General features: G+C 74.3%; 14 protein-coding genes and 1 tRNA gene. 4 read left to right on the top strand and 11 right to left on the bottom strand.

The window, feature by feature from the left end:
- Positions 1-155: 155 nt before the first annotated feature.
- Complete coding sequence (locus tag ACFYSC_RS09805) at positions 156-3,338, top strand: GH92 family glycosyl hydrolase (protein WP_389959149.1); 3,183 nt, start codon at positions 156-158, stop codon at positions 3,336-3,338.
- Between the two features lie 178 nt (positions 3,339-3,516).
- Here the strand turns inward: ACFYSC_RS09805 and ACFYSC_RS09800 are convergent.
- The 3 genes from ACFYSC_RS09800 to ACFYSC_RS09790 form a co-directional block, all read right to left on the bottom strand.
- Positions 3,517-3,591, bottom strand: a tRNA-Arg gene (locus ACFYSC_RS09800).
- 101 nt (positions 3,592-3,692) lie between these two features.
- Complete coding sequence (locus tag ACFYSC_RS09795; protein ID WP_389959146.1) at positions 3,693-4,067, bottom strand: C40 family peptidase; 375 nt, start codon at positions 4,065-4,067, stop codon at positions 3,693-3,695.
- 193 nt (positions 4,068-4,260) lie between these two features.
- A complete protein-coding gene (locus ACFYSC_RS09790; protein ID WP_389959143.1) occupies positions 4,261-4,395 on the bottom strand; it encodes a hypothetical protein in 135 nt (44 codons plus the stop codon).
- 411 nt (positions 4,396-4,806) lie between these two features.
- On the opposite strand from ACFYSC_RS09790, the gene ACFYSC_RS09785 reads away from it, so the two are divergent.
- Complete coding sequence (locus ACFYSC_RS09785) at positions 4,807-5,196, top strand: response regulator transcription factor (protein WP_389959140.1); 390 nt, start codon at positions 4,807-4,809, stop codon at positions 5,194-5,196.
- 160 nt (positions 5,197-5,356) lie between these two features.
- Here the strand turns inward: ACFYSC_RS09785 and ACFYSC_RS09780 are convergent, their stop codons facing one another.
- Positions 5,357-8,311 carry an AAA family ATPase gene (locus ACFYSC_RS09780; RefSeq protein WP_389959137.1) on the bottom strand — a complete coding sequence of 985 codons (2,955 nt, stop codon included), beginning with the start codon at positions 8,309-8,311 and terminating at the stop codon, positions 5,357-5,359.
- Complete coding sequence (locus ACFYSC_RS09775; RefSeq protein WP_389959134.1) at positions 8,271-9,056, bottom strand: alpha/beta fold hydrolase; 786 nt, start codon at positions 9,054-9,056, stop codon at positions 8,271-8,273. Before ACFYSC_RS09775 ends, ACFYSC_RS09780 begins: the two co-directional genes overlap by 41 nt.
- Before the next feature lie 324 nt (positions 9,057-9,380).
- On the opposite strand from ACFYSC_RS09775, the gene ACFYSC_RS09770 reads away from it, so the two are divergent.
- Complete coding sequence (locus ACFYSC_RS09770; protein WP_389959131.1) at positions 9,381-9,941, top strand: TetR/AcrR family transcriptional regulator; 561 nt, start codon at positions 9,381-9,383, stop codon at positions 9,939-9,941.
- A 76-nt stretch (positions 9,942-10,017) separates the two neighbouring features.
- Here the strand turns inward: ACFYSC_RS09770 and ACFYSC_RS09765 are convergent, their stop codons facing one another.
- From ACFYSC_RS09765 to ACFYSC_RS09750, 4 genes are all read right to left on the bottom strand, one after another.
- Complete coding sequence (locus ACFYSC_RS09765) at positions 10,018-11,256, bottom strand: hypothetical protein (RefSeq protein ID WP_389959128.1); 1,239 nt, start codon at positions 11,254-11,256, stop codon at positions 10,018-10,020.
- Between the two features lie 50 nt (positions 11,257-11,306).
- The gene (locus ACFYSC_RS09760) at positions 11,307-11,693 is read right to left on the bottom strand and encodes a Rid family detoxifying hydrolase (protein ID WP_389959125.1); all 387 of its coding nucleotides are present in this window, start codon (positions 11,691-11,693) and stop codon (positions 11,307-11,309) included.
- A gap of 151 nt (positions 11,694-11,844) precedes the next feature.
- On the bottom strand, positions 11,845-12,966 hold the full coding sequence (locus ACFYSC_RS09755; protein WP_389959123.1) for an alanine racemase: 1,122 nt from the start codon (positions 12,964-12,966) through the stop codon (positions 11,845-11,847).
- Positions 12,967-13,105: 139 nt separating this feature from the next.
- The gene (locus ACFYSC_RS09750) at positions 13,106-14,635 is read right to left on the bottom strand and encodes an amidohydrolase family protein (protein ID WP_389959120.1); all 1,530 of its coding nucleotides are present in this window, start codon (positions 14,633-14,635) and stop codon (positions 13,106-13,108) included.
- A 287-nt stretch (positions 14,636-14,922) separates the two neighbouring features.
- On the opposite strand from ACFYSC_RS09750, the gene ACFYSC_RS09745 reads away from it, so the two are divergent.
- Positions 14,923-16,335, top strand: a complete 1,413-nt coding sequence (locus ACFYSC_RS09745) for a glycosyl hydrolase family 8 (protein WP_389959117.1) — start codon at positions 14,923-14,925, stop codon at positions 16,333-16,335.
- On the opposite strand, the gene ACFYSC_RS09740 is transcribed toward ACFYSC_RS09745, so the two are convergent.
- Entirely contained in the window at positions 16,304-19,027 is a 2,724-nt protein-coding gene (locus ACFYSC_RS09740) for a DUF4153 domain-containing protein (RefSeq protein ID WP_389959115.1), read from the bottom strand. The genes ACFYSC_RS09745 and ACFYSC_RS09740 overlap by 32 nt on opposite strands.
- A 103-nt stretch (positions 19,028-19,130) precedes the next feature.
- Positions 19,131-19,820, bottom strand: coding sequence for a response regulator (locus ACFYSC_RS09735; RefSeq protein WP_389959112.1), 690 nt, complete (start codon positions 19,818-19,820; stop codon positions 19,131-19,133).
- Between the last annotated feature and the right edge of the window lie 126 nt (positions 19,821-19,946).

Here is a 19,946-nt window from a genome sequence, read left to right as displayed (position 1 = left end):
GCGAATGTGGCAACCGGTTCCCGTGCCCGTCCACCCCTACCCCGGACGGCAGGTTGTGACCGCCGCTTCTGCCCGTTGACCCCGACCGGCGGCCCGAGGTGCGGTGATAGCGGTCTCATCCCTGGAGGACTGCCTTGTCTCAATGGTCCCTACCCGTGGTCGCCGCCCTCGTCGCGACCACCCTGATATCACCCGGCCCGGCCGTGACCGCCACGGACACGGCGCTCGAACGCGACCCCGCCTCCCTGGTCAACGTCTTCCACGGAACCAAGGAGGCGGCGGCCGACTTCGGCCACGGCGGAGGCGGGGGCATGACGTTCCCCGGCGCCGTGCTGCCGTTCGGCATGCTGCAGTGGAGCCCCGACACGGTGGCCAACGCGGGCGGCGGCTACCGGTGGGAGGACGACCGGCTACGCGGATTCTCGATGACGCACATCTCGGGGCCGGGCTGCACGGGCGCTCAGGACTTCCCGGTGCTGCCCTTCTCCGGGCCGGTCGGCCGCTCCCCCGCCACCCACGGCGAGGACTACGTCCAGACCTTCAAACACGAGAACGAGACGGCCTCCCCCGGCTTCTACAGCAGCGTCCTGGACACCGGGATCAAGACGGAGATCTCGGTGTCCGCGCGGGCCGGCGTGGCCCGCTTCGCGTTCCCGCAGGGCAAGCCCGGGACGATCCTGCTGAACACCAGCGGCTCGGTCAACGGCGTGGACGACGGCGAGACCAGGATCAGCGGGAACACGGTCGAGGGGTGGGTCCAGACTGGCGGCTTCTGCGGCCCGCCGATGCGCTACAAGGTGTACTTCCACGCCGAGTTCGACCGCCCGGTCACCGGCCACGGCACCTGGAAGGACGACGAGGTCCGCCCCGGCGCGGCCACGGTGGCCAACGCAGGCAAGGCCAAGGTCAGGGGCGACCTGGTGGAGCCGGGCGACGTCACGGTGAACGGGCCCGGGTCGGGAGCCTACCTGCAGTTCGACCCGTCCCAGCCGGTCCAGATGCGGGTCGGCCTGTCGTACGTCAGCATCGACGGCGCCAAGCGGAACCTGGCGGCGGAGATCGGCGGCAAGGGCCTCGACCAGGTGAAGCAGGCGGCCGGCGCCGTCTGGAACGACCGCCTGCGCAAGGTGGCCGTCGGCGGCGGCACCAAGGACCAGCGCCGGACGTTCTACAGCAACCTCTACCACACCCTCCTCCAGCCGTACGTCTTCGACGACGTGGACGGCTCCTACACCGGCCCGGACGGCAAGACCCGCACGGTCCGTCCCGGCCACCACCAGTACGCGACCTTCTCCGGCTGGGACATCTACCGCAGCGAGGTGCAGCTCCTGGCACTCCTCGCGCCCGACGCGGCCTCCGACATCGCCCAGTCCATGTACGCCAACGCCCAGTCCCTCGGCAACGTCTGGGACCGCTGGTCCCACCAGACCGCCGTCACCGGCGTCATGGTCGGCGACCCGTTCCACGTGATCCTGTCCACCGTGTACGCCTTCGGCGCCCGCGACTTCGAGTACACCGCCGCACTCCGGGCCATGGCGGAGGCCGCACGCCGGGTCGGCCCCATGGACATCGGCCACCCGCAGCTCGGCTACGACGAACGCCCCGGCAACGCCGCCTTCATGAAGCAGGGCTACGTCCCGAACGACCCCTCCTCCACCCTCGAGTACGGCATAGCCGACTTCGGCATCGCCCAGCTCGCCGCCCGCCTCGGCGACCGGACCACGACCGCCGAGTTCATGGGGCGGGCGCAGGCGTGGCAGAACCTCTTCAACGCCGGCAACGACTGGATCCAGCCCCGCATGGGCGAGGGCTCGTTCAAGTCGCCGTTCGACCCGGGCGACCCCGACGTCTACATGGAGGGCAACGGCGCCCAGTACCAGTGGCTCGTGCCGCAGAACGTGCAGGGGCTGTTCACGGCGATGGGCGGACGCGACAAGGCCGCCGCCCGCCTGGACGAGTACTTCACCGAGCTCAACGCCGGCCCGGCGCGGCCCTACGCCTACATGGGCAACGAGCCCGCGATGCCCGCGCCGTGGCTGTACGCGTGGACCGGGCAGGCGTACAAGACGCAGGAACTGGTACGCCGCGTGCAGAAGGAGCTGTTCGGCCCCGGGCCCGACGGACTGGTCGGCAACGACGACCTGGGCACCATGGGCGCCTGGTACGTCTGGTCGGCGATCGGCCTGTACCCCGCCATCCCCGGCCGCGCCGAACTGCTGGTCAGCACGCCACTGTTCGACCGCGTGGTGATCGACCGACCCGCGGGCGACATCGTGATCAACGCGCCCGGCGCCGCCTCCCCGTACATCCGCGGGCTGAAGGTCAACGGCGCGGCGACGAGCCGGGCGTGGCTGCCGGAGTCGTTCGCCACGGCCGGCGGGCAACTGGACTTCACGCTCGGCTCCACCCCGAACCGGGGGTTCGGGAGCGACCCGCGTGACGTCCCGCCCTCCTTCGACCAGGGCTCGAAGCCGTACCTGGCGGGCCTGACCCGCGGCAGCGGCCCGGTGGAGCCGGGCGGCGCCTTCGAGACGGACCTGGTCGTCCGCTCCCTGAGCCGGGCGGCGACCCTCACCTGGCGGGCCCAGCCCCCCGCGGGCGTCACGGTGACGCCGTCCGGCGGCACGCTGTCCGTGACGGCGTCGGGGAAGGCGCAGGTGAAGCTCACGATCTCGGTGCAGAAGGACACCGCGCCCGGCTTCCGCACCGTGCCGATCACGGTGGGCGACACGACCGCCGGCGTCCGGCTCAACGTCGCCGCCCGCGGCACCCCCGAGTGGCACCGCAACAACGCCGGCATCGGTGACGTCACCTCGCCCGGCGAGTCCAACCTCGACGGCCCCGGCTTCAGCTACTCCGCCCAGGCGCTGGCCGATGCGGGCCTGCGCCCCGGCGAGCCGGTGACCTGGAAGGACTTCCGCTTCACCTGGCCCGACACCAAGAAGGGCGACTGGGACAACATCCGCGTCGGCTCCACCCCCCTCGACGTGGCCGCCCCGGCCGGCGCGAGCAGGCTCTCCTTCCTCGGCGCCGGCACCCAGGGCAACCCCCAGACCACCGTGACGCTCACCTACACCGACGGGACCACGAGCACGGCCCGGCTGGGCTTCAGCGACTGGATCCTGGACTTCGGCAACGACACCCCCCAGTACGGCAACGAGATCGTGGCCACCGCCCCCTACCGGCAGTTCTGGGGATCCTGGCTGCTCCAGCCCATCAGCGCCAATGTGTACGCCTCCCAGCCCATCGCTCTGACCCCGGGGAAGACGCTCAAGTCCCTGAGCTTCTCACCGGTGGGCGAGGGCCAGATGCACATCTTCACCTGGTCCTTCGCCTGACGTCTCTCGCCTGACCGCTCGTCCCCGGCCCGCCGGGCCCCGACTCCGGGGCCCGGCGGGCCGATGCCGGATTCCGGGTCGCGGAATCCGTACTGGACGGGCGAGCCCGTACCCGTCAGAAAAAGCAAAACGACCCGCGTTTCCGCGGGTCGTAGCCGGGTTTCCCCTGGTGGATCACTGGTGCCCCCTGCAGGATTCGAACCTGCGCACCCGGCTCCGGAGGCCGGTGCTCTATCCCCTGAGCTAAGGGGGCCAGCGAGTGAAAGATTACCAGGTTCTGGAGGTGGACTGACACTCGAAGCGCAGAGGGGAGATCACGGAAGGCGAACGGTCACCGGGGGCCGGGCGGCAGGCTCACCGGGGACCCGGGCGGACGGCTCCGCGGTAGCGGGCGCGGTAGTAGGGGGAGGCGGTGAAGTTCGTCAGCTTGACGACGTCACCGGTCTTGGGGGCGTGGACCATGACGCCGTTCTTGACGTAGACACCCACGTGGGTGGGGTCTCCCGCGCCGCCGCCGAAGAAGACCAGGTCTCCGGCGCGGAGCCGGGAGAGCGGCACCCGGCGGCCCTGCCTGAACTGGCTGCCGGTGTAGTGGGTGAGGGTGACACCCGCCCTGGACCACGCGTGCAGGGCGAGCCCCGAGCAGTCGAAGCCGCCGCCCGTCGGGCCCGCCCCGGACCCGCCTCCCCAGACGTACGGCCTGCCGACATGGCGGAGGGCGGCGGCCACGGCCGTCAGGCCGGGCGAGGCCCGGCGCGACCTCGAAGAGGGAGAGGGGATGGGTGAAGCGCCGGGTTTCCCCGCCCTGGCCGCCGGCCGCCCGGCAGGAGACCGACCAGCCGAAGGCCGGCCGGCGGAGGACCGACCAGTGGAAGGCCGGCCGGCGGCCGGCTGATCGGCGGGAGGGCTTCCGATCCCGGTCTCATCCCGGGTCGAGGGCGGCACCCACGACGGGGGTGGAGTGGGTGCCGGAGACGGCGTCCACGGCGACATGGGGGCAGGGGTCACGGACGGTGTCCATGGCGGCGCGGGAGCGGGGGCCGGGGGCGGTGCCCATGGCGGCGCGGGAGCAGGGAACTCCCGGCGGGCCTCGCAGGCGGAGGCAAGAGCGTCCCGCACCTCGCTCTCGACCCATCTCCGGATGCCGTCCGGCATCCCGGCTCCGAGGAGGGAGCGGATACCCGACAGGAGCCGTACGGCGTCGGGGCAGCGACGGGCCGGGGACGCCTGCGGCGCTCCCGCGAGAGCAGCCGCGAGAGCGGCGGTGGTGAGGAATGCGGTGATCATGTGTCCTCCCGGGTTCGGCGGATGACCGGGGTCCAGGGTCGGCCGGAACACGTGATCGCCAAGGAGCCGAACGGGATTCTGTGGATAACGCGGCGTCCTCCACGGCTTTTCCGGGACGCGGCGGATACGCGTCCGGCGAAAACCGCGCGTGGCCCCACTCCCACGGGTTAGCCTCACGGCCGTGGGCGAGGTTCTGGGCAAGGTACTGGTGGTGGATGACGACGAGGTCATCCGGCAGCTCATCGCGGTCAACCTGACCCTTGAGGGGTTCCAGGTGGAGACCGCCTTCGACGGGCAGGACTGCCTGGACAAGGTGCGGGACGTGATGCCGGATGTGATCACGCTGGACGTCATGATGCCGCGGCTCGACGGCTGGATGACCGCCACGAAGCTGCGGAGGAACGAGGGGACGAGCCACATCAAGGTCGTTCTGATCACCGCACGGGCGCAGGAGGACGACAGGCGGCGCGGGTTCGGCATCGGGGTCGACGCCTACCTCACCAAGCCGTTCGACCCGGCCGAGCTGATCCAGGTCGTCCGCGAGCTGGCCGTCTCCACCCGGAGCCGCTGACCTCCGGACCGGTTCTCCGCCGCCCCGGCCGACCGGCCCGCCGCCCGGCTTCCATCCGGGCGGCGGAGCCGTGCGACCGGTTCGAAGACCCGCCGCCCCGGCTCGGGAAGACTTCCGGAACCCCGGAAAGCCTCCCGGCACCCGCCGAAGCCGAAGGTCCTTACAGCAGGCCCTCCCTGCGGGCCACGGCGGCGGCCTGGGTGCGGGAGGAGACTCCGAGCTTGCCCAGGATGTTGGAGACGTGCACGCTCACCGTCTTCTGCGCGATGAACAGCCGCTCGCCGATCTCCCGGTTGGCCAGGCCCTCGGCCACCAGCGAGAGCACCTCCCGCTCCCGCCCGGTGAGCGCGCCCGGACGCGGCCCGGCGGACGCCCGTCCCCGCGCGCCCTCCCGTGTCTCCCGCTCCACGGTGGCCCCTGCCCCGGACCCCGCCGCACCCCCGTAGAGACCACCGGAAGCGTCCTCGAGCCCGCCCCCGGAAGCGGTCCCGGACAGCGCCCCGGACTCGGCCGAGGGGAACCGCGCCCGGCGGCCCAGGTCGGCCAGGGCGTCGCCCAGCGGCCGGGCGCCGAGCGACGCGGCGGTCCGGACGGCCGTCCGCCATTCCTCAAGGGCCGCGGCGTGGTCTCCCGAGACGAGCAGCGCCTCGGCCAGCCGCCAGCGCGAGCGCGCGGTCTCGTAGACGAACCCGTAGTCGAACGCCTCGACCGCGGCCCGCCAGGCCCCGACGTCGGCGCGGCCGTGCGCGCGGTGCCACTCGGCCTCGGCCCTCGCCAGCCAGGCGTGCCCCTCGGCTCCCGTCCCGGGACGGACCGGCTTGCGGGCGAGGGCCAGCAGTTCGTCGGCGCCGTCGGAACGGCCCAGCTCGGCCAGCGCCCACAGCCCGACCGCTCCGATGCGGATGTTGCCCATGTCGTCCGGGCCGAGGGCGTCGAGGACGGCGGTCACGTGCTCCAGGGCGAGTCCGGGGTCGCCGTTCCACAGGGCGTGCTCGGCGGCCAGCGCCCGCGACATGTAGGCGACCAGGGAGTCGGACCAGAAGGGACGCACCCAGGTCAGCCGCTCGTCCACCTCGGGCAGCCCCATGGCGACCTCGACGAACAGCGCGAAGGACGACAGGACCGCCTCGTGGCCCGTACCGACGCGCACACCGAAGCCCGCACCCTCCCTGCGGGCCCGGACCCAGTCCCCCGCCGTGTAGTGGATCAGCAACTGGAGGAACCGCAGGTCGGTGCCGAAGGTGCTCCAGGACAGACCGCTGTCCTCGGCCAGCCGGATGCCGCGCTCGGCGATCACGGCGGCCTCGGCCATCGAGCCGTGCTCGAACTCGACCCTGGCGTGCTGGAAGATCGCCCGCAGGTCGACGGCCAGGTCGCCGGACGCCTGGGCTGCGGCGGCGCCGAACAACTCCCCGGCCCGGCCGGGGTCGCCGTCGTACTCGGCGCAGGAGGCGAGCGTGACCATCGCGCTCTTCTCCGCGTCGCACGCCCCGGTGGCCCGCGCGATCTCCAGGGCGCGTTCGGCGAGCGGCCGGATCTCCCCGCGGCGGTCGGTGGGGATGAGGGTGCGGGCGAGGGTCGCCAGCGCCCGCGCCAGTACCGCCGTGTCCGGGTCGGCCGCCGCGACGGCCTCCTCGGCGGCGGCGACGGCCGCCGGCACGTCGTCGGAGTCGTAGAGGTAGTAGGCGAGGCGCTCGTGGGTCTCGGCCGTCGGGGGCAGCTCCCGCAACTGGGCGATGGCCCGGTGGTTGTCGCCCGTGCCGGCCGCGGCGACGGCGGTGCGCATGGCGAGCCGTACGCGGTCGGTTCCGGCGCGGATCTCGGCGTCGGGGACGCGGTCCCAGAGCCCGAGCGCCTGCTCGAAGTGGCGGTGGGCCTCGGCGGGCGCGCCGAGGCGCTCGGCCCGCCGGCCCGCCTCGACGGAGGCCGACAGCGCCTCGGCGAGGTCATGACCGGCGAGGTAGTGGTAGGCCAGCTCGGCCGCGGCGCCCTCGCGGGCGGTGAGCAGCCGGGCGAACTCCGAGTGCATCCGGGTCCGCTCGCCGGGCAGCAGGTCGGTGTAGACGGCCTCCTGGAGCAGGGCGTGACGGAAGGCGTAGCCGTACCCTCCGTCGGGGCGGAGCAGCCCCTGGGAGATGATCTCCCGCATGGCGTCCTCGAAGGTGAGGTCGTCCAGGCCGGACGCCTCCTGGAGCAGGGCGTGGTCGACGCGCCGTCCGGCGACGGCGGCGCCCCGCAACACCCGCTGTGCGGCGTCGGAGAGCGGTTCGATCCGGGAGAGCAGCAGGTCGGCCAGGCCGTCACTCATCGAGCAGCCGTCGGTCGCCGCCTCCAGGAGCTCCTCGGCGTAGAACGGGTTGCCTTCGGCCCGGTCGACGATCTCTCTGATCACCCGTGGGTCCGTCCCGCCGAACCCGGAGAGGTGGCCGGCCATCTCGTCGGGACCGAGCGGGTTCAGCTCGACGGCGGTCACCGTGGGGAGGCGTTTGAGCTCGGCGAGGACGCGGCGCAGCGGATGGCGGCGGCGCAGGTCGTCGGTGCGGTAGGTGCCGACCAGGCAGACGCGCTCGGTCTGCAGCATCCGGCTGAGGAAGACGAGCAGGTCGCGGGTGGACCGGTCGGCCCAGTGCAGGTCCTCCAGGATCAGCAGCACGGGCCTCGCCGCCAGGAAGCCCAGCATCGAGCCGAAGAGCCGCTGCTGGGTGAGGGCCGAGTCGGTCCCGGCGTCGAGGTCGGCGCCGCCGGGCAGCAGCCTGCCGAGCACCGGACGGGCCTCGATCTCGGCGCGCAGCTCCGCGGGCGCGCCGCGCAGGGCGTCGGCCAGCGGGAGGTACGGCAACGCGTCGCCCAGTTCGGCGCACTGCCCGACCAGTACGGCGAAGCCGGCCGCCTCGGCCCGTTCGGCCAGCTCGGTGACCAGCCGGGTCTTGCCGATCCCGGCGTCGCCGCCCACGAGGGCCACTCCCGCGAGCCCCGCGGCGGCGGAGTCGAGGACGGCGGTCAGACGGGCGAGCTCCGCCGATCGCCCGATAAGCGCGTTGAGCGCCTTTTGCCAGCCCACGACGGCGAGTATGTCACGGCCCGCCGACAGCCCGGCCGCCGTCCCGCCGGTCATCGTCCCGCCGATCCCTCTCCCACCGATCCCTGTCCCGACGGCCCCCGTCCCGACGGTCGCCGGACAGGTCGCGCAGATCCTCCATCAGGCGGGCCAGCGGCCCCGGAGCCGTCAGCACTCCCAGGTGCCCTCTGCGGGGCAGCAGGATCAGCCGCCCGTTCCGGCAGGCGCGCAGGAAGTCGCGCTCGTTCGCCCGCATCGGGTCGCGGGCGCCGTTGACCAGCCACACCCGGCCCGGATAGGCGGCCAGCGCCGCGAGGTGGTCGTGTCCGGTGACGGCCTCGACGACCTGCGGCAGCGCCTCGCACGACAGTCCCCCGGCGACCATCGCCGCACCGGCGGGGCCGGGCAGGAGGCCGCGGAGGAGGAGGGCGCCGACCCGGTCGGCGCGCGCCGGGTTCCGCGCGGCCAGGGAGGCGGCGAACCGGTAGGGGACGGCCGCCCATCGGCTGTTCGCGGTGCATCCGAGGGCTGCCAGCCCCGCCACCCGTCCGGGGAAGAGGCCCGCGGTGGCGATGCCGACGTAGCCGCCCAGGGAGAGCCCGGCCACGAACGCCCGGCCGCCGAGCGCGTCGATCGCGTCGGCCACCGCCGACGCGGCTCCCTCGATCGTGAACGGCTCTCCCCGGCGCGAACCGTGTCCGGGCAGGTCGGGCGCGGCCACCGGGCCGCGGATGCGGGCGGCCACCGGATCCCACATGGTCGCGCTGACCCGGATTCCGTGGACGAGGACGATCGGCAGCATCACTGACCTCCGCGCTTCGAAGACGATCGAGCAGAACACAACGCAACGGTGCGTTGCATTTCGACATGCCGCCATTAAAACACAACGCACCGTTGCGTGGTTATAGTCGGGTACGGCCCGCCGGGCATCCGCGCGGGACCGCGGAAGCACAGGAACCGCGGAAGCACAGGGACCACCCAGGACGGACCGGAGCCACCCAGGACCGGAAGGACCACACAAGGCCAGAGGAAGCCGGCCGTAGCCGGAAACCAGACGGCACCGGACGGCGAACCCGGACAGGACCGCGCAGAGCGCAGAGGGCAGAGCGAAGGGCAGGGAGCGGGGATGGCACCGCGCAAAGAACAGCAGATCTTCCGGGCCACGCTGGACCTGCTGGCCGAGAAGGGCTACGACGGGCTGACCGTCGAAGGGGTGGCGGAGCGGTCGGGGGTCAACAAGACCACGATCTACCGCTGGTGGCCGTCGAAGGCGGCGCTGCTGGCCGCCGCACTGGTGGAGGCCGACCTGCTGACGGTGGAGCAACCCGACACCGGCAGCCTCAGGAAGGACCTGGAGGCGCTGGTCACCGGCATCGCCGGGCTGCTCACCCGCTCACCGTCGGCGGACGTGGCGCTGGCCGCGCTCGGCGCCGCCGTACGCCATCCCGAGATGGCCGCCGCGGCCCGGCGCTTCTTCGCCGAGCGGCTCTCCGGGGAGGCGGAGATCTTCGAACGAGCGCGGCGGCGCGGCGAGCTGCCGGCCTCGGCCGACCCGCTGATGATCATGGACCTGCTCGGCGGCGCGGTATGGCTGCGCGTGGCCTTCCGCGGCCTGCCCCTGGACGACGGCTTCGCCGCGAGGGCGGTGTCCACGGTCCTCGACGGAATGGCCCACGCTCCGGAGTGAGAGCCGCCCCCGAGTGAGAAGCACCGGGTGAGAGCCGCTCCAAAGCGGATCACTCCGGGCGGGCCGGGCGGCGCGGTCAGCCCGTGAGCGCGGCCGTGACGCGCTCCAGGATCGGGTACGGCACCAGCCCGTAGGCGTGGAAGTCGACCGCGTCCGCCCCGGCCGCGCGGGCCGCGCGGACCTTGGCGGCGAGCCGGTCGGCCGAGTCGGTGTCGGGCGGGCCGGGCCGCAGCACGACCCGCAGCTCCCGCTCCTCGCCCGCCGAGCGGCGGTAGGCGCCCACGTCGTCGGCCACCCGTACGGCGTCGCGGGCGTAGCCGAACGCGCCGAGCGAGGGCACCAGGTCGCCCAGCGCCACCAGGTCCACGCCGAGCTGCCAGGCGTCGTGCGCGGCCAGTCCCGGGGAGGGCAGGCCATCCTCGTGTCCCTTCACCGCGCCGGTCCCGTCGAGGAAGACGAGCCGGGAGCCCTCCCCGGCGACGGCGGCGGAGACCTCCGAGACCAGCGAGGTCACCGCCTCCGAGCGGGCCCTGGCATAGGCGACGGCCTCGGGGCCCGCGTAGGCGGTCAGCGCCGCCCGGGTCACCTCGCCCTGCGCCGGAGGGTCTCCGCCGAGCACGCCGCCCACGATCCGCGCGCACTCCTCGCGCGCCGCCTCGGCGTTGACGCCCAGGTCGGTCGCGCGCCGCATGCAGAAGTCGCAGAAGCACAGGCCGAACAGGAACGCGTCCATCGGGCCCATGGGGACGTGGCCGCGCCCGGGGCCGTGCCCGCGGCCCGCGCCGCCGAAGCCGCAGGGACCGCCGAAGGCGCCGAAGTGCAGCGCCTCGGCGACCACGCTGTCCACCCCCTGCCTGGCCACCGCCCGGCCCAGCGCCACCGCGTAGGAGCGGACGTCCGGGTGGGAGGGGCACAGGTCGGCGGGCGCGCCCCGGTCGCCGAAGCAGCTCCGCACGGTCACGTCGGGGGCGGCCAGGCCCAGCGTGGCGTTGCGCAGGAAGACCGCCCAGCCGTGCAGCCTCAGGCCGCGCCGGGCGGTGTCCGCGCGCAGGGCGGCCAGCGGCCCCCCGGCGGCCCCGGCCTGGACGGGCGGGGCCAGTCGCAGCCCGTCGAACAGGTCGGCGGGCGGCGTGAAGTGGACCCCGTCCGCGCGCAGCGTCACCCGGGCCGGACCGTGGGGCGTGATGTCGCGGGACCGCTCACCGGCCACCGCCACGGTCACGCCCGCGACGCCGTACCCGGCGATCCGGTCGAGGACCGCCGCGCGGCCCTCCCCGCGCACGTCCTCGACGTGGACGTGTAGCGAGCTGTCCAAACCGCCGCCCTTCACCCGGTTCCGGAGTCGGAGTCGAAGCCGGTCAGACTCTAACGTCCCTTGTAGGCGATGAAGTCGATCTCGACGAGGATGTCCATCAGGTCGGACCCGACGGTGGTGCGGACCGGGTAGGGCCGGGTGAAGTAGGACTTGTAGACCTCGTTGTAGGCGGCGAAGTCACGCTTGAGGTGCTCAAGGTGGACGGTCGCCTTCACCACGTCGTCGAAGCCCAGTCCGTGGGCGGCCAGGATCGCGCCGAGGTTGCGCATGACCTGGTGGGTCTGCTCGGCCACGTCGGTCCCGACGACCTCGCCGGTCTCGGGGTGCAGCGGTCCCATGCCGGAGGTGTAGACGAAGTCCCCGACGACGAGGCCCTGGGAGTACGCCCCGACCGGCGCCGCACCCTCGGCGGTGCGCAGCTCCTGCTTGACGCTCATTGACTACCTCCAGCGTGGAACCCGGCCCTCGGGGGCCGGGAGGAGGCGCGGCGCACCGCCGCGCCTCCGATCGGGTCGTGTGTCCGTGACCGCCGGCTCGGCGGGTCACGGACGAACGGGAGCAAGTGAAACAGAGGGAAATATACGGAACTCAGAAGAAGGTCGTGACGAGATCGACGACTCGGTAGTCGTCGTCCACCACCGGGATGACCCGCCACTTGTCGAAGGCGGTGCACGGATGGGAGATGCCGAACGGCACCAGCTCGCCCGGCGTGGCCCGCGATCCGGGCGCGAGCCGTACGACCGCGTGCTGGTCGTGCATCCTGATGACCTCCGAGCCGTCCAGGACGCCGCGCGGCACCGGGAACCCCTCGTCGAAGGGGGCGTCGCGCTTGCCGAGCCCGACGACGGCCGTCCCCGGCTCGGGGACGCTCAGCACGTGCGCCCAGACCTCCAGCGCCGCCCGCAGCTCGCCCTCGATGCGGTTGTACGGCGTGCGCTCGCGGTAGTGGCCGTCGTCGTGGGTGACGTAGGCGCCGCTGCGCAGCACGATCCTGGCCTGGCAGGTGGCGAGCTCCCTGCCGACCACGTCGAACCACTGGCTGCCGCCGACCGACAGGATCGGGTCGCGCACCCGCAGGTGTTCCAGCGCCTCCAGCATCCGGCCCAGGTAGGCCCGCACCTCTTCGGCCGTGCCGAGCACCCCTTCGTACCCGGCGACGCCGGCGAGCTCCACGCCCTCGGCCGCCTGCGCCGCCCCGGCGACCTCCAGCAGCTCGCCGAGCGTGCGGCTGCCGCACCGCGCGCCCGCGACGCCCAGCTCGGCCAGCACCCGGAACGGCCTGGCGCCCGCGTGCGCCGACAGCGTCTCCACCCCCGCCACCGAGTCCACGAAGCACAGGAACTCGGCCGCCGGGTCCTCCTCCAGCCACGCGGCGACCGCGTCGAGCCCGGCGGGGTCGAAGAACTGGTTGGCCAGGACGATCCGGGAGACCCCGAACTCGCGCAGGATGAGGACCTGGCTCGGGGTGGCGGCCGTCATCCCCCACGCGCCCGCGTCCAGCTGGGCGCGGACCAGCTCGGGGGACATGGTCGTCTTGGCGTGCGGGGCGAGCAGCATGCCGTGCCGCCCGGCGAAGTCCGCGAGCGTGGCGATGTTGTGCTCCAGCGCGGAGCGGCGCGCCACCATGACAGGGAAACTGAAGGCCCCGCCGAACAGCGAGGACCCCACCGCCTTCTCGGGGTCCACGATCCCCTTCACCGTCGCCGTCATCGCACCGCTCCCTTCGGTCTGCCCGCCGACCCTATCCTCGCGGCCCACGGCTCACAGGGGAAACGGGCCGAACCCGTCAGAGCCACCGGGAAACGGGACCGGACCCTTCACGATCACCGGGGAAACGGGACCGGACCCGTCAGGGTCGCAGCGCCCGTCCGGGGGTGGCGCCGGTGAGCCGTCCCGCGGCCAGGACCGGCACGCCGGAGACGAGGACGTCGTCCACCCCGGCGGCCGGGACGCGGGGGGACCCGTAGGTGGCCAGGTCGCGGACGGCGGCGGCGTCCACGACGGCGAGGTCGGCGATCTGCCCGGGACGGACCAGGCCCCGGCGGGGCAGGCCGAAGCGGCGGGCCGGGTGGGAGGACAGGTGGACGGCGGCCGCCTCCAGGCTCCAGTCGCCGGTCTCGCGGACGTGACGGCCGAGCATGCGGGCGAACGCCCCGTACCCCCGGGGATGGGGGTGCCCGCCGACGTAGATGCCGTCGGAGCCGCCCGTGTGGGCCGGGTGGCGCAGGATCGCGCGGACCGACTCCTCCCCCTCGGGGCCCTCGTCCGGGCGGGCCGTCACGCAGCCGGCTTCCAGCCGGGTGCCGAGGAGGATCCGGCGGCAGAACTCCCCCGGATCGGTCCCGGCCTCGGCGGCGGCCTCCGGGATCGTCATCCCCTCGGCCCACTCGTCCCCGGGCACGTGGGACAGGGTGATCCTCGGCCAGATGGAGTCGTCCCACTCGATGGGCCCGGACGCGAGGATCTCCAGTGCCCGCCCGGTGTCGGCGGCCGGGATCCGCGCGGGCAGCGCGACCATCGCCAGGATCGTGCTGCCGCGCAGGTAGGGGTAGCTGTCGAAGGTGACGTCCAGCCCCTCGGCGAGGGCCGCGTCGAGGCGCGGCAGCAGGACGGACGCCGGGCCGTGGTAGTGCGAAACGTGGACGGAGGCGCCGGACGCGCGGGCGATGGCGGTCACCTCGGCCATGCCGATCGGGGCCCGCTCGCCGTACGCGCGCATGTGGGTGACGTACGGCAGGCCGCCCAGCGGCGCGCACAGCGCGGCGATCTCGGCGGCGTCGGCGTAGCGGCCGGGGGCGTACTCCAGCCCGGTGGACAGGCCCGCCGCGCCCTCCTCCAGGCCGCGTTCGACCCGGGTGAGCATCGCGGCCAGCTCCTCGCGGGTGGCGGCCCGTTCGGCGGGGCCCATCACGTCGTAGCGGATCGTGCCGTGCGGCAGCAGGTAGGCGGTGTTGAGCGCGGTCGTCCCGTCGTGGCCGTCCAGCAGCTCGCGGACGCTCAGCGGCCCGTCGGCCCAGGGGTGCGCGCCGTTGACGGCCGCGAAGTAGCGGGTGACGTAGTCGAGGGTCCCGGGGGTCGTGGCCGGGGCGAAGGACAGGCCGTCCTGACCGAGGACGAACGTGGTCACGCCCTGGCGGAGCGCGGCGAGCTGCACCGCCGGATCACCGGCCAGGGCGTCACCGTGGACGTGGCAGTCGATCAGGCCGGGCATGACGTGCCGCCCGGAGGCGTCGACGACCGTGCCGGCCTCGGCTCCGGCCTCGGACAGTCTCCCCACCGCGACGATCTCGTCGCCGACGACGCCGACGTCAGCCGGGAACGCGGGGGCTCCCGTGCCGTCCAGCACCCGGCCGCCACGGACCAGCACATCGAAGATCACACCGGGATTGAACCACTCCGCCGTACCCCGGCGCACTTTCCTCTCCGCGGCGCCTCGCGGAAAGAGGAGCCCCCGGGGCCACGAGGGACCCCCGGACCGGCCCCCGGCGCACCCCCGTCCACGCGAGACCCCGGACCGGCCCCCGGCGCGCTCCCCGGCCGCGTGAGACCCCCGGGCCGCCCCCTCCCCGATGCTCCCCGGTGGGCCGGTGCCGCCCCGGGCCGAGGGCGGTGGCATCCTTCAACGGGTCAGGCATCTCCCCGCAGGAAGGCCGTCGTCCCGTGCGCATGAGGCAGCTCCTCCGTCGTCCCCGCGGTCTCCCGGCCGCCGTCCCGGCGGTGACGGCTGCGCTGGCCGCGGCGGCGCTCGCGGTGGCCGCCTGCGCCGCGGACGGGGGTGCGGCCGGCTCCGCCGCCGCCAGGACCCCCGCGGCGAGCGGCACCGGCGGGGCCACCCGTGGATCCGGGACCGGGAGCCCCACCGGCGCCCCCGGGACCGATGGTGCTCCCGGGAGTCCCACCGGCACGCCCGCCCCGGCGGCCCCGGACGCGCCCCGCGTGCCGTTCGGCGGCCACGCGGGCCGCTACGCCGCCGGGACGCTGCGCCCGAGCGGCGAACAGGCCGCCCTCGACGCGAAGGTCGTCGAGCACTACCGGCGATGGAAGGCCGCCTTCGTCCGGCGCGGTTGCGGCAACGGCCGGTACCAGGTCCTCTCCCCCGACGCCGACCACCCATACGTGGCCGAGGCACAGGGTTACGGCATGGTCGTCACCGCGACCATGGCCGGGGCGGACCCGGACGCGAAGAAGATCTTCGACGGGCTCCTCCGGTACGTGCTGGCCCACCCCTCGTCGATCACCCCCGGCCTGCTCGCGGCCGAGCAGGACGCCTCGTGCAGGAGCGTGAACGGCGGCGACTCCGCCACCGACGGCGACCTCGACGTCGCCTACGGCCTGCTCCTGGCCGACCGGCAGTGGGGAAGCTCGGGCGCGTTCGACTACCGCGGGCTGGCGCTCGACCGGATCCGCGCGATCAGGAAGGGCGAGATCAACCCGGTCACCCGGCTGACCAAGCTGGGCGACTGGACCGACCGGGGCGACGAGTACTACTGGGTCAGCCGGTCCTCCGACTGGATGATCGGTCACTTCCGGGCCTTCCGCCGCGCCACCGGCGACCCGTCCTGGGACGAGGTGATCGCCGCCCACCAGGATCTGATCGCCGCCCAGCAGACGCGGTACGCCCCGGGCACCGGGCTGCTGGCCGACTTCGTGGTCGGCACCCGCACCGATCCGAAGCCCGCGCCCCGGGAGGTCCTGGAGGACCCGCACGACGGCGCGTACTGGTGGAACGCCTGCCGTACCCCGTGGCGGATCGGCGACGACGCGGTGGCCTCCGGGGACGCCCGGTCGCTCGCCGCGGTCCGCCGGATGAGCGCCTGGATCAGGAAGGAGACCGGCGGGGACCCCGGCCGGATCGCCGCCGGCTACACCCTCGCCGGCCGCCGCCTCTCCGAGGACGCCGAGGCCGCCTTCTCCGCCCCGTTCGCGGTGGCGGCGATGGCCGACCCCGGCGGCCAGGCGTGGCTGGACGCCCTGTGGGACGAGATGGCCTCCGCCGCCTTCGGCCGCCGGGACTACTTCTCCGCCAGCGTGACCCTCCAGGCGATGATCACCGTGTCCGGCAATCGCTGGACGCCCTGACCGGGTGGCGGGCCAGCACCTCCCTGGCCCGCTCCCTGGCGAGGTTCCAGCCGTTCCACGGGTCCGGCGCGGCCAGGTCGTTGCGTTCGGTCACGTTCCGCAACACGCAGCTGCGGACCGGCTCGGGCAGCCGGTCCAGCGCGGGTACGGCCTCCGCCCCCAGGCCGCCCAGGTAGCGGTGGTCGATCCGGTCCGGGCCCCGGACGGCGATCTGGGTCTCGGCGACCCGCAGGTCCGGGTTCCACACGGCGAAGGCCAGCAGCGCCGCCCCGGTCATCGCGACCAGGGTCCTGGGCAGCCACCGGACGGCGCGGCGCCGGACGAGCCGTACGGCGCCGGCCACGAGCACCAGCGCGAAGACGGCGCCCAGCCACCAGATCGCCGCCTCCACCGAGGCCCGCAGCCGGGTGAAGCCGTAGGCGCCGACGTAGAGGTCCAGCCGGTGCAGGGCCGAGACCAGGACGACCATGGTCAGCGCGCAGAGCGGGCCGAGCAGCCCGGCCATCAGCCACCGCTCCCCGCCCCGCAGCCTGATCGCGCCCGAGGCGACCGCCACGATCGCCAGCACGAACACGCTGACCGCGGCGAGCTGGAAGAACCCCGAACGGGCGTACTGGGCGTAGGTCAGGCCGGTCGCCGACACCAGCCACCTGGACGAACCGAACAGGACCGTGAGCTGCATCGCCACGAACACGCCGAACAGCAGGTCGAGCGCGACGAGCGGCAGCACCCACACCCCCCGGCTCACCGAAAGGCGCGTGGCCGGGCCCTCCGGCTCCGCCACCGGCCGCAGGCCGACCAGCACGGCGGAGGCGGTCACCGCCGCGAAGACGCCGAACAGCAGGATCCGCAGCGGCAGCGCCCCCGCGCCCAGCAGGTCCCGGACGCTGAAGACCCGGGCGACGGCCTCGGCGAAGACCGCGTCGGCCGAGGCGAACAGCGCCCCGAACACCGCCACCAGCACGGCGCTCAGCGCGACCCCGGCGAGCACCGGCACGACCCGCCGCCGCAGCGGCAGTCCCCTGCCCGGCCGCAACGGCGCGGCCAGGAACCACGGCACCGGCAGCAGGCCCAGCACCACCGACGCCCCGCCCCGCAGCACGCCCGCCCAGCCGCGCCCGGCCCCCGACAGGGCGAGCGCGGCCAGCAGGAACCCGGCCGGCAGGAGCGGCCCGGCGAGCCAGTCGGCGTCCCGGAACGCCGCCACCGCGACCAGCCCGTAGGCGATCAGGCCGAGCACCGCCGGCCAGGGGGTGACGCGGCGCCGTACGGCGGGCAGCGCCGCCGCCCCCATGGCCGCGGCGACCAGGACGAACCCCAGGCTCATCGCACTGCCCGGAAGCGCGACGGCGGCGAGGAGCCCGACGGCGGCGCACGCCGGGAGCGCCCACCGAGGAGTGGGCGGCAGCTCGGGCCGGGGCAGCACGGGCGGCACCACGTACTCCGCGGTGGTCCCGGGCGGTGCCGGGGAGGGCTCCACCGCCCTTCCAGGGACCGGCGGGGCGGGCGCACCGGACGGCCGGACCGGAACGGTGGACGTCATCCGCCGCTCGCACGCGGACGGGGCCGGAGCCTCCCACCGGGACGGCCCCGGGATAGCCGGTTCGGACGGAGCCGGGACGGGCGGTGGCCGGACCGGGACGGGCGGTGGCCGGACCGGGACGGGCGGCATCGCGGGCGGGGCGGCGTCCCCGGCGGTGCGCCCCGGCAGGTCGACCGCGACGCGGCAGCCCGGACCGTCCTCCACCCGGATGGATCCGCCGTGCAGTTCGACGATCTCCTTGGTGATGGCCAGCCCCAGCCCGGCGCCGCCGTCGTCCGCCGCGCGGCCGGCGTCCAGGCGGGAGAACCGCTCGAAGACCCGGGCCCGCTCCGCCTCCGGGATGCCGGGCCCCTCGTCGGTGACGCGTAGCCGCACCCCGCCGCCCTCCGGGGCCGCCGCCAGCACCACGGCGCCGCCGTCGGGGCTGTGCCGTACGGCGTTGTCCAGCAGGTTGGCCAGCACCTGGGCCAGCAGGTCGGGATCGGCGCGCACGCCCAGCCCCTCGGGCACCTCGCAGCGCGCGGCGACCCCGTCCCTGGCCAGCACGGCCTCGCGCAGCGCCTGCTCGCACAGGGGCCGCAGCCCGACGTTCTCCAGCTCGATCAGCCGGGCCCCCGACTCCAGCCGGGACAGGTCCAGCAGCTGGGTGACCAGCCGGCCGAGCCGCTCGGTCTGGGCCAGCGCCGTCTCCAGCGTCGCCTGGTCGGGCGCGGAGACGCCGTCCACGACGTTCTCCAGCACGGCCCGCAGCGCGGTGATCGGCGTGCGGAGCTCGTGGCTGACGTCCGCCACCAGCGCGCGCCGCTGGCGGTCCACCTCGGCCAGGTCGGCCGCCATGGCGTTGAACGCGCGGGCCAGCTCGCCGACCTCGTCGCGGGAGGTCGCGGTGACGCGCAGGCCGTACCGTCCCTTGGCGATGGTCTGCGCGGCGGCGGCCATCTCGCGCAGCGGCTTGGTCATCCCCCGGGCGAGGAGCTGCATGATGACCAGGGCGAGCACGGCGGCCACCGCGACGCGGACGTCGCGCGAGTAGCCGGAGTTGATGCCGACCTCGTTGACGACGAACGCCACCACCACGGCCAGCAGGATCACCAGCCCGAGCTTGACCTTGATCCGTCCCAGGAAGTCGAGGGGCCTCAAGCGGAGCACGTCCCGTCGTCGGAGGGAAGGTCGGAGGGGAGGAGGGAGAGGAGAGGGGAAGCGCGCGGGGGGACCGGGTGGCGGGCCGGTCGCCGGGCGGGGACGTCCGCGGTCACGGGCGGACGAGGGCGTAGCCGACGCCGTGGACGGTCCGCACGACGCCGGGTCCCAGCTTGCGGCGCAGCGCCCGCACGTGGCTGTCGACCGTGCGGGTGGCGGCGGCCTCGGAGAAGCCCCAGATGTCGGCGAGCAGCCGTTCCCGCTCGAACACCTGGCCGGGCCGGTCCGCCATGCGGCACAGCAGGTCGAACTCGGTCCGGGTGAGCTGCACCTCGGCGCCCCGGGTGTAGACGCGCCGCTCGGCGACGTCGATCTCGACGTCGCCGAGCCGGATCACCGTGTCCGGCCCGGCGAGCTGGGAGGCCCGCTCCACCCGCCGCAGCAGCGCGTGCACCCGGGCGACCAGCTCGCGCATGCTGAACGGCTTGGTCATGTAGTCGTCGGCCCCGACGCCGAGCCCCACGAGCAGGTCCGTCTCCTCGGCGAGCGCGGTGAGCATGAGCACGGGCACCGGCCGGGCGGCCTGCATCCGCCGGCACACCTCCAGCCCGTCGAGACCGGGCAGCAGCCGGTCGAGCACCACCACGTCGGGCCGCGACCTCGCGTACGCCGCCAGCGCCGCCTCACCGTCCCCGACGGCCGCCACGTCGAAGCCCTCGGCGGCCAGCCGGTGCCGTACGGCTCGCGCGATCGTCTCGTCGTCCTCCACCAGGAGGACGCGTCGTTGCTGAGGTGTCGCCATACGCCGGAGCGTAGACCGGGGCGGTGCAGACGATCGGCGGATAATTGTGAATGTTTCGCGCACCCGCGCCGGGAAGGCGCGGGTGCGGCGGGCCGGGGCGCGGTGTCCTCCGGCCCGCCGCCTCCC

This window comes from Streptosporangium sp. NPDC004379, from assembly GCF_042873875.1.
In the GTDB taxonomy this organism is placed as follows: Bacteria; Actinomycetota; Actinomycetes; order Streptosporangiales; family Streptosporangiaceae; genus Streptosporangium.
Note: the sequence above shows the minus strand (reverse complement) of the source record. Positions and strands in the feature narration are given on the sequence as shown.

Bases quoted from the DNA above. Each gene is read 5' to 3' on its own strand.
- ACFYSC_RS09770 (WP_389959131.1), top strand. From the start codon at position 9,381: ATGGCACCGCGCAAAGAACAGCAGATCTTCCGGGCCACGCTGGACCTG.
- ACFYSC_RS09780 (WP_389959137.1), bottom strand. From the start codon at position 8,311: ATGACCGGCGGGACGGCGGCCGGGCTGTCGGCGGGCCGTGACATACTC.
- ACFYSC_RS09775 (WP_389959134.1), bottom strand. From the start codon at position 9,056: ATGCTGCCGATCGTCCTCGTCCACGGAATCCGGGTCAGCGCGACCATG.
- ACFYSC_RS09760 (WP_389959125.1), bottom strand. From the start codon at position 11,693: ATGAGCGTCAAGCAGGAGCTGCGCACCGCCGAGGGTGCGGCGCCGGTC.
- ACFYSC_RS09790 (WP_389959143.1), bottom strand. From the start codon at position 4,395: ATGGGCACCGCCCCCGGCCCCCGCTCCCGCGCCGCCATGGACACCGTC.
- ACFYSC_RS09735 (WP_389959112.1), bottom strand. From the start codon at position 19,820: ATGGCGACACCTCAGCAACGACGCGTCCTCCTGGTGGAGGACGACGAG.
- ACFYSC_RS09755 (WP_389959123.1), bottom strand. From the start codon at position 12,966: ATGACGGCGACGGTGAAGGGGATCGTGGACCCCGAGAAGGCGGTGGGG.
- ACFYSC_RS09745 (WP_389959117.1), top strand. From the start codon at position 14,923: ATGAGGCAGCTCCTCCGTCGTCCCCGCGGTCTCCCGGCCGCCGTCCCG.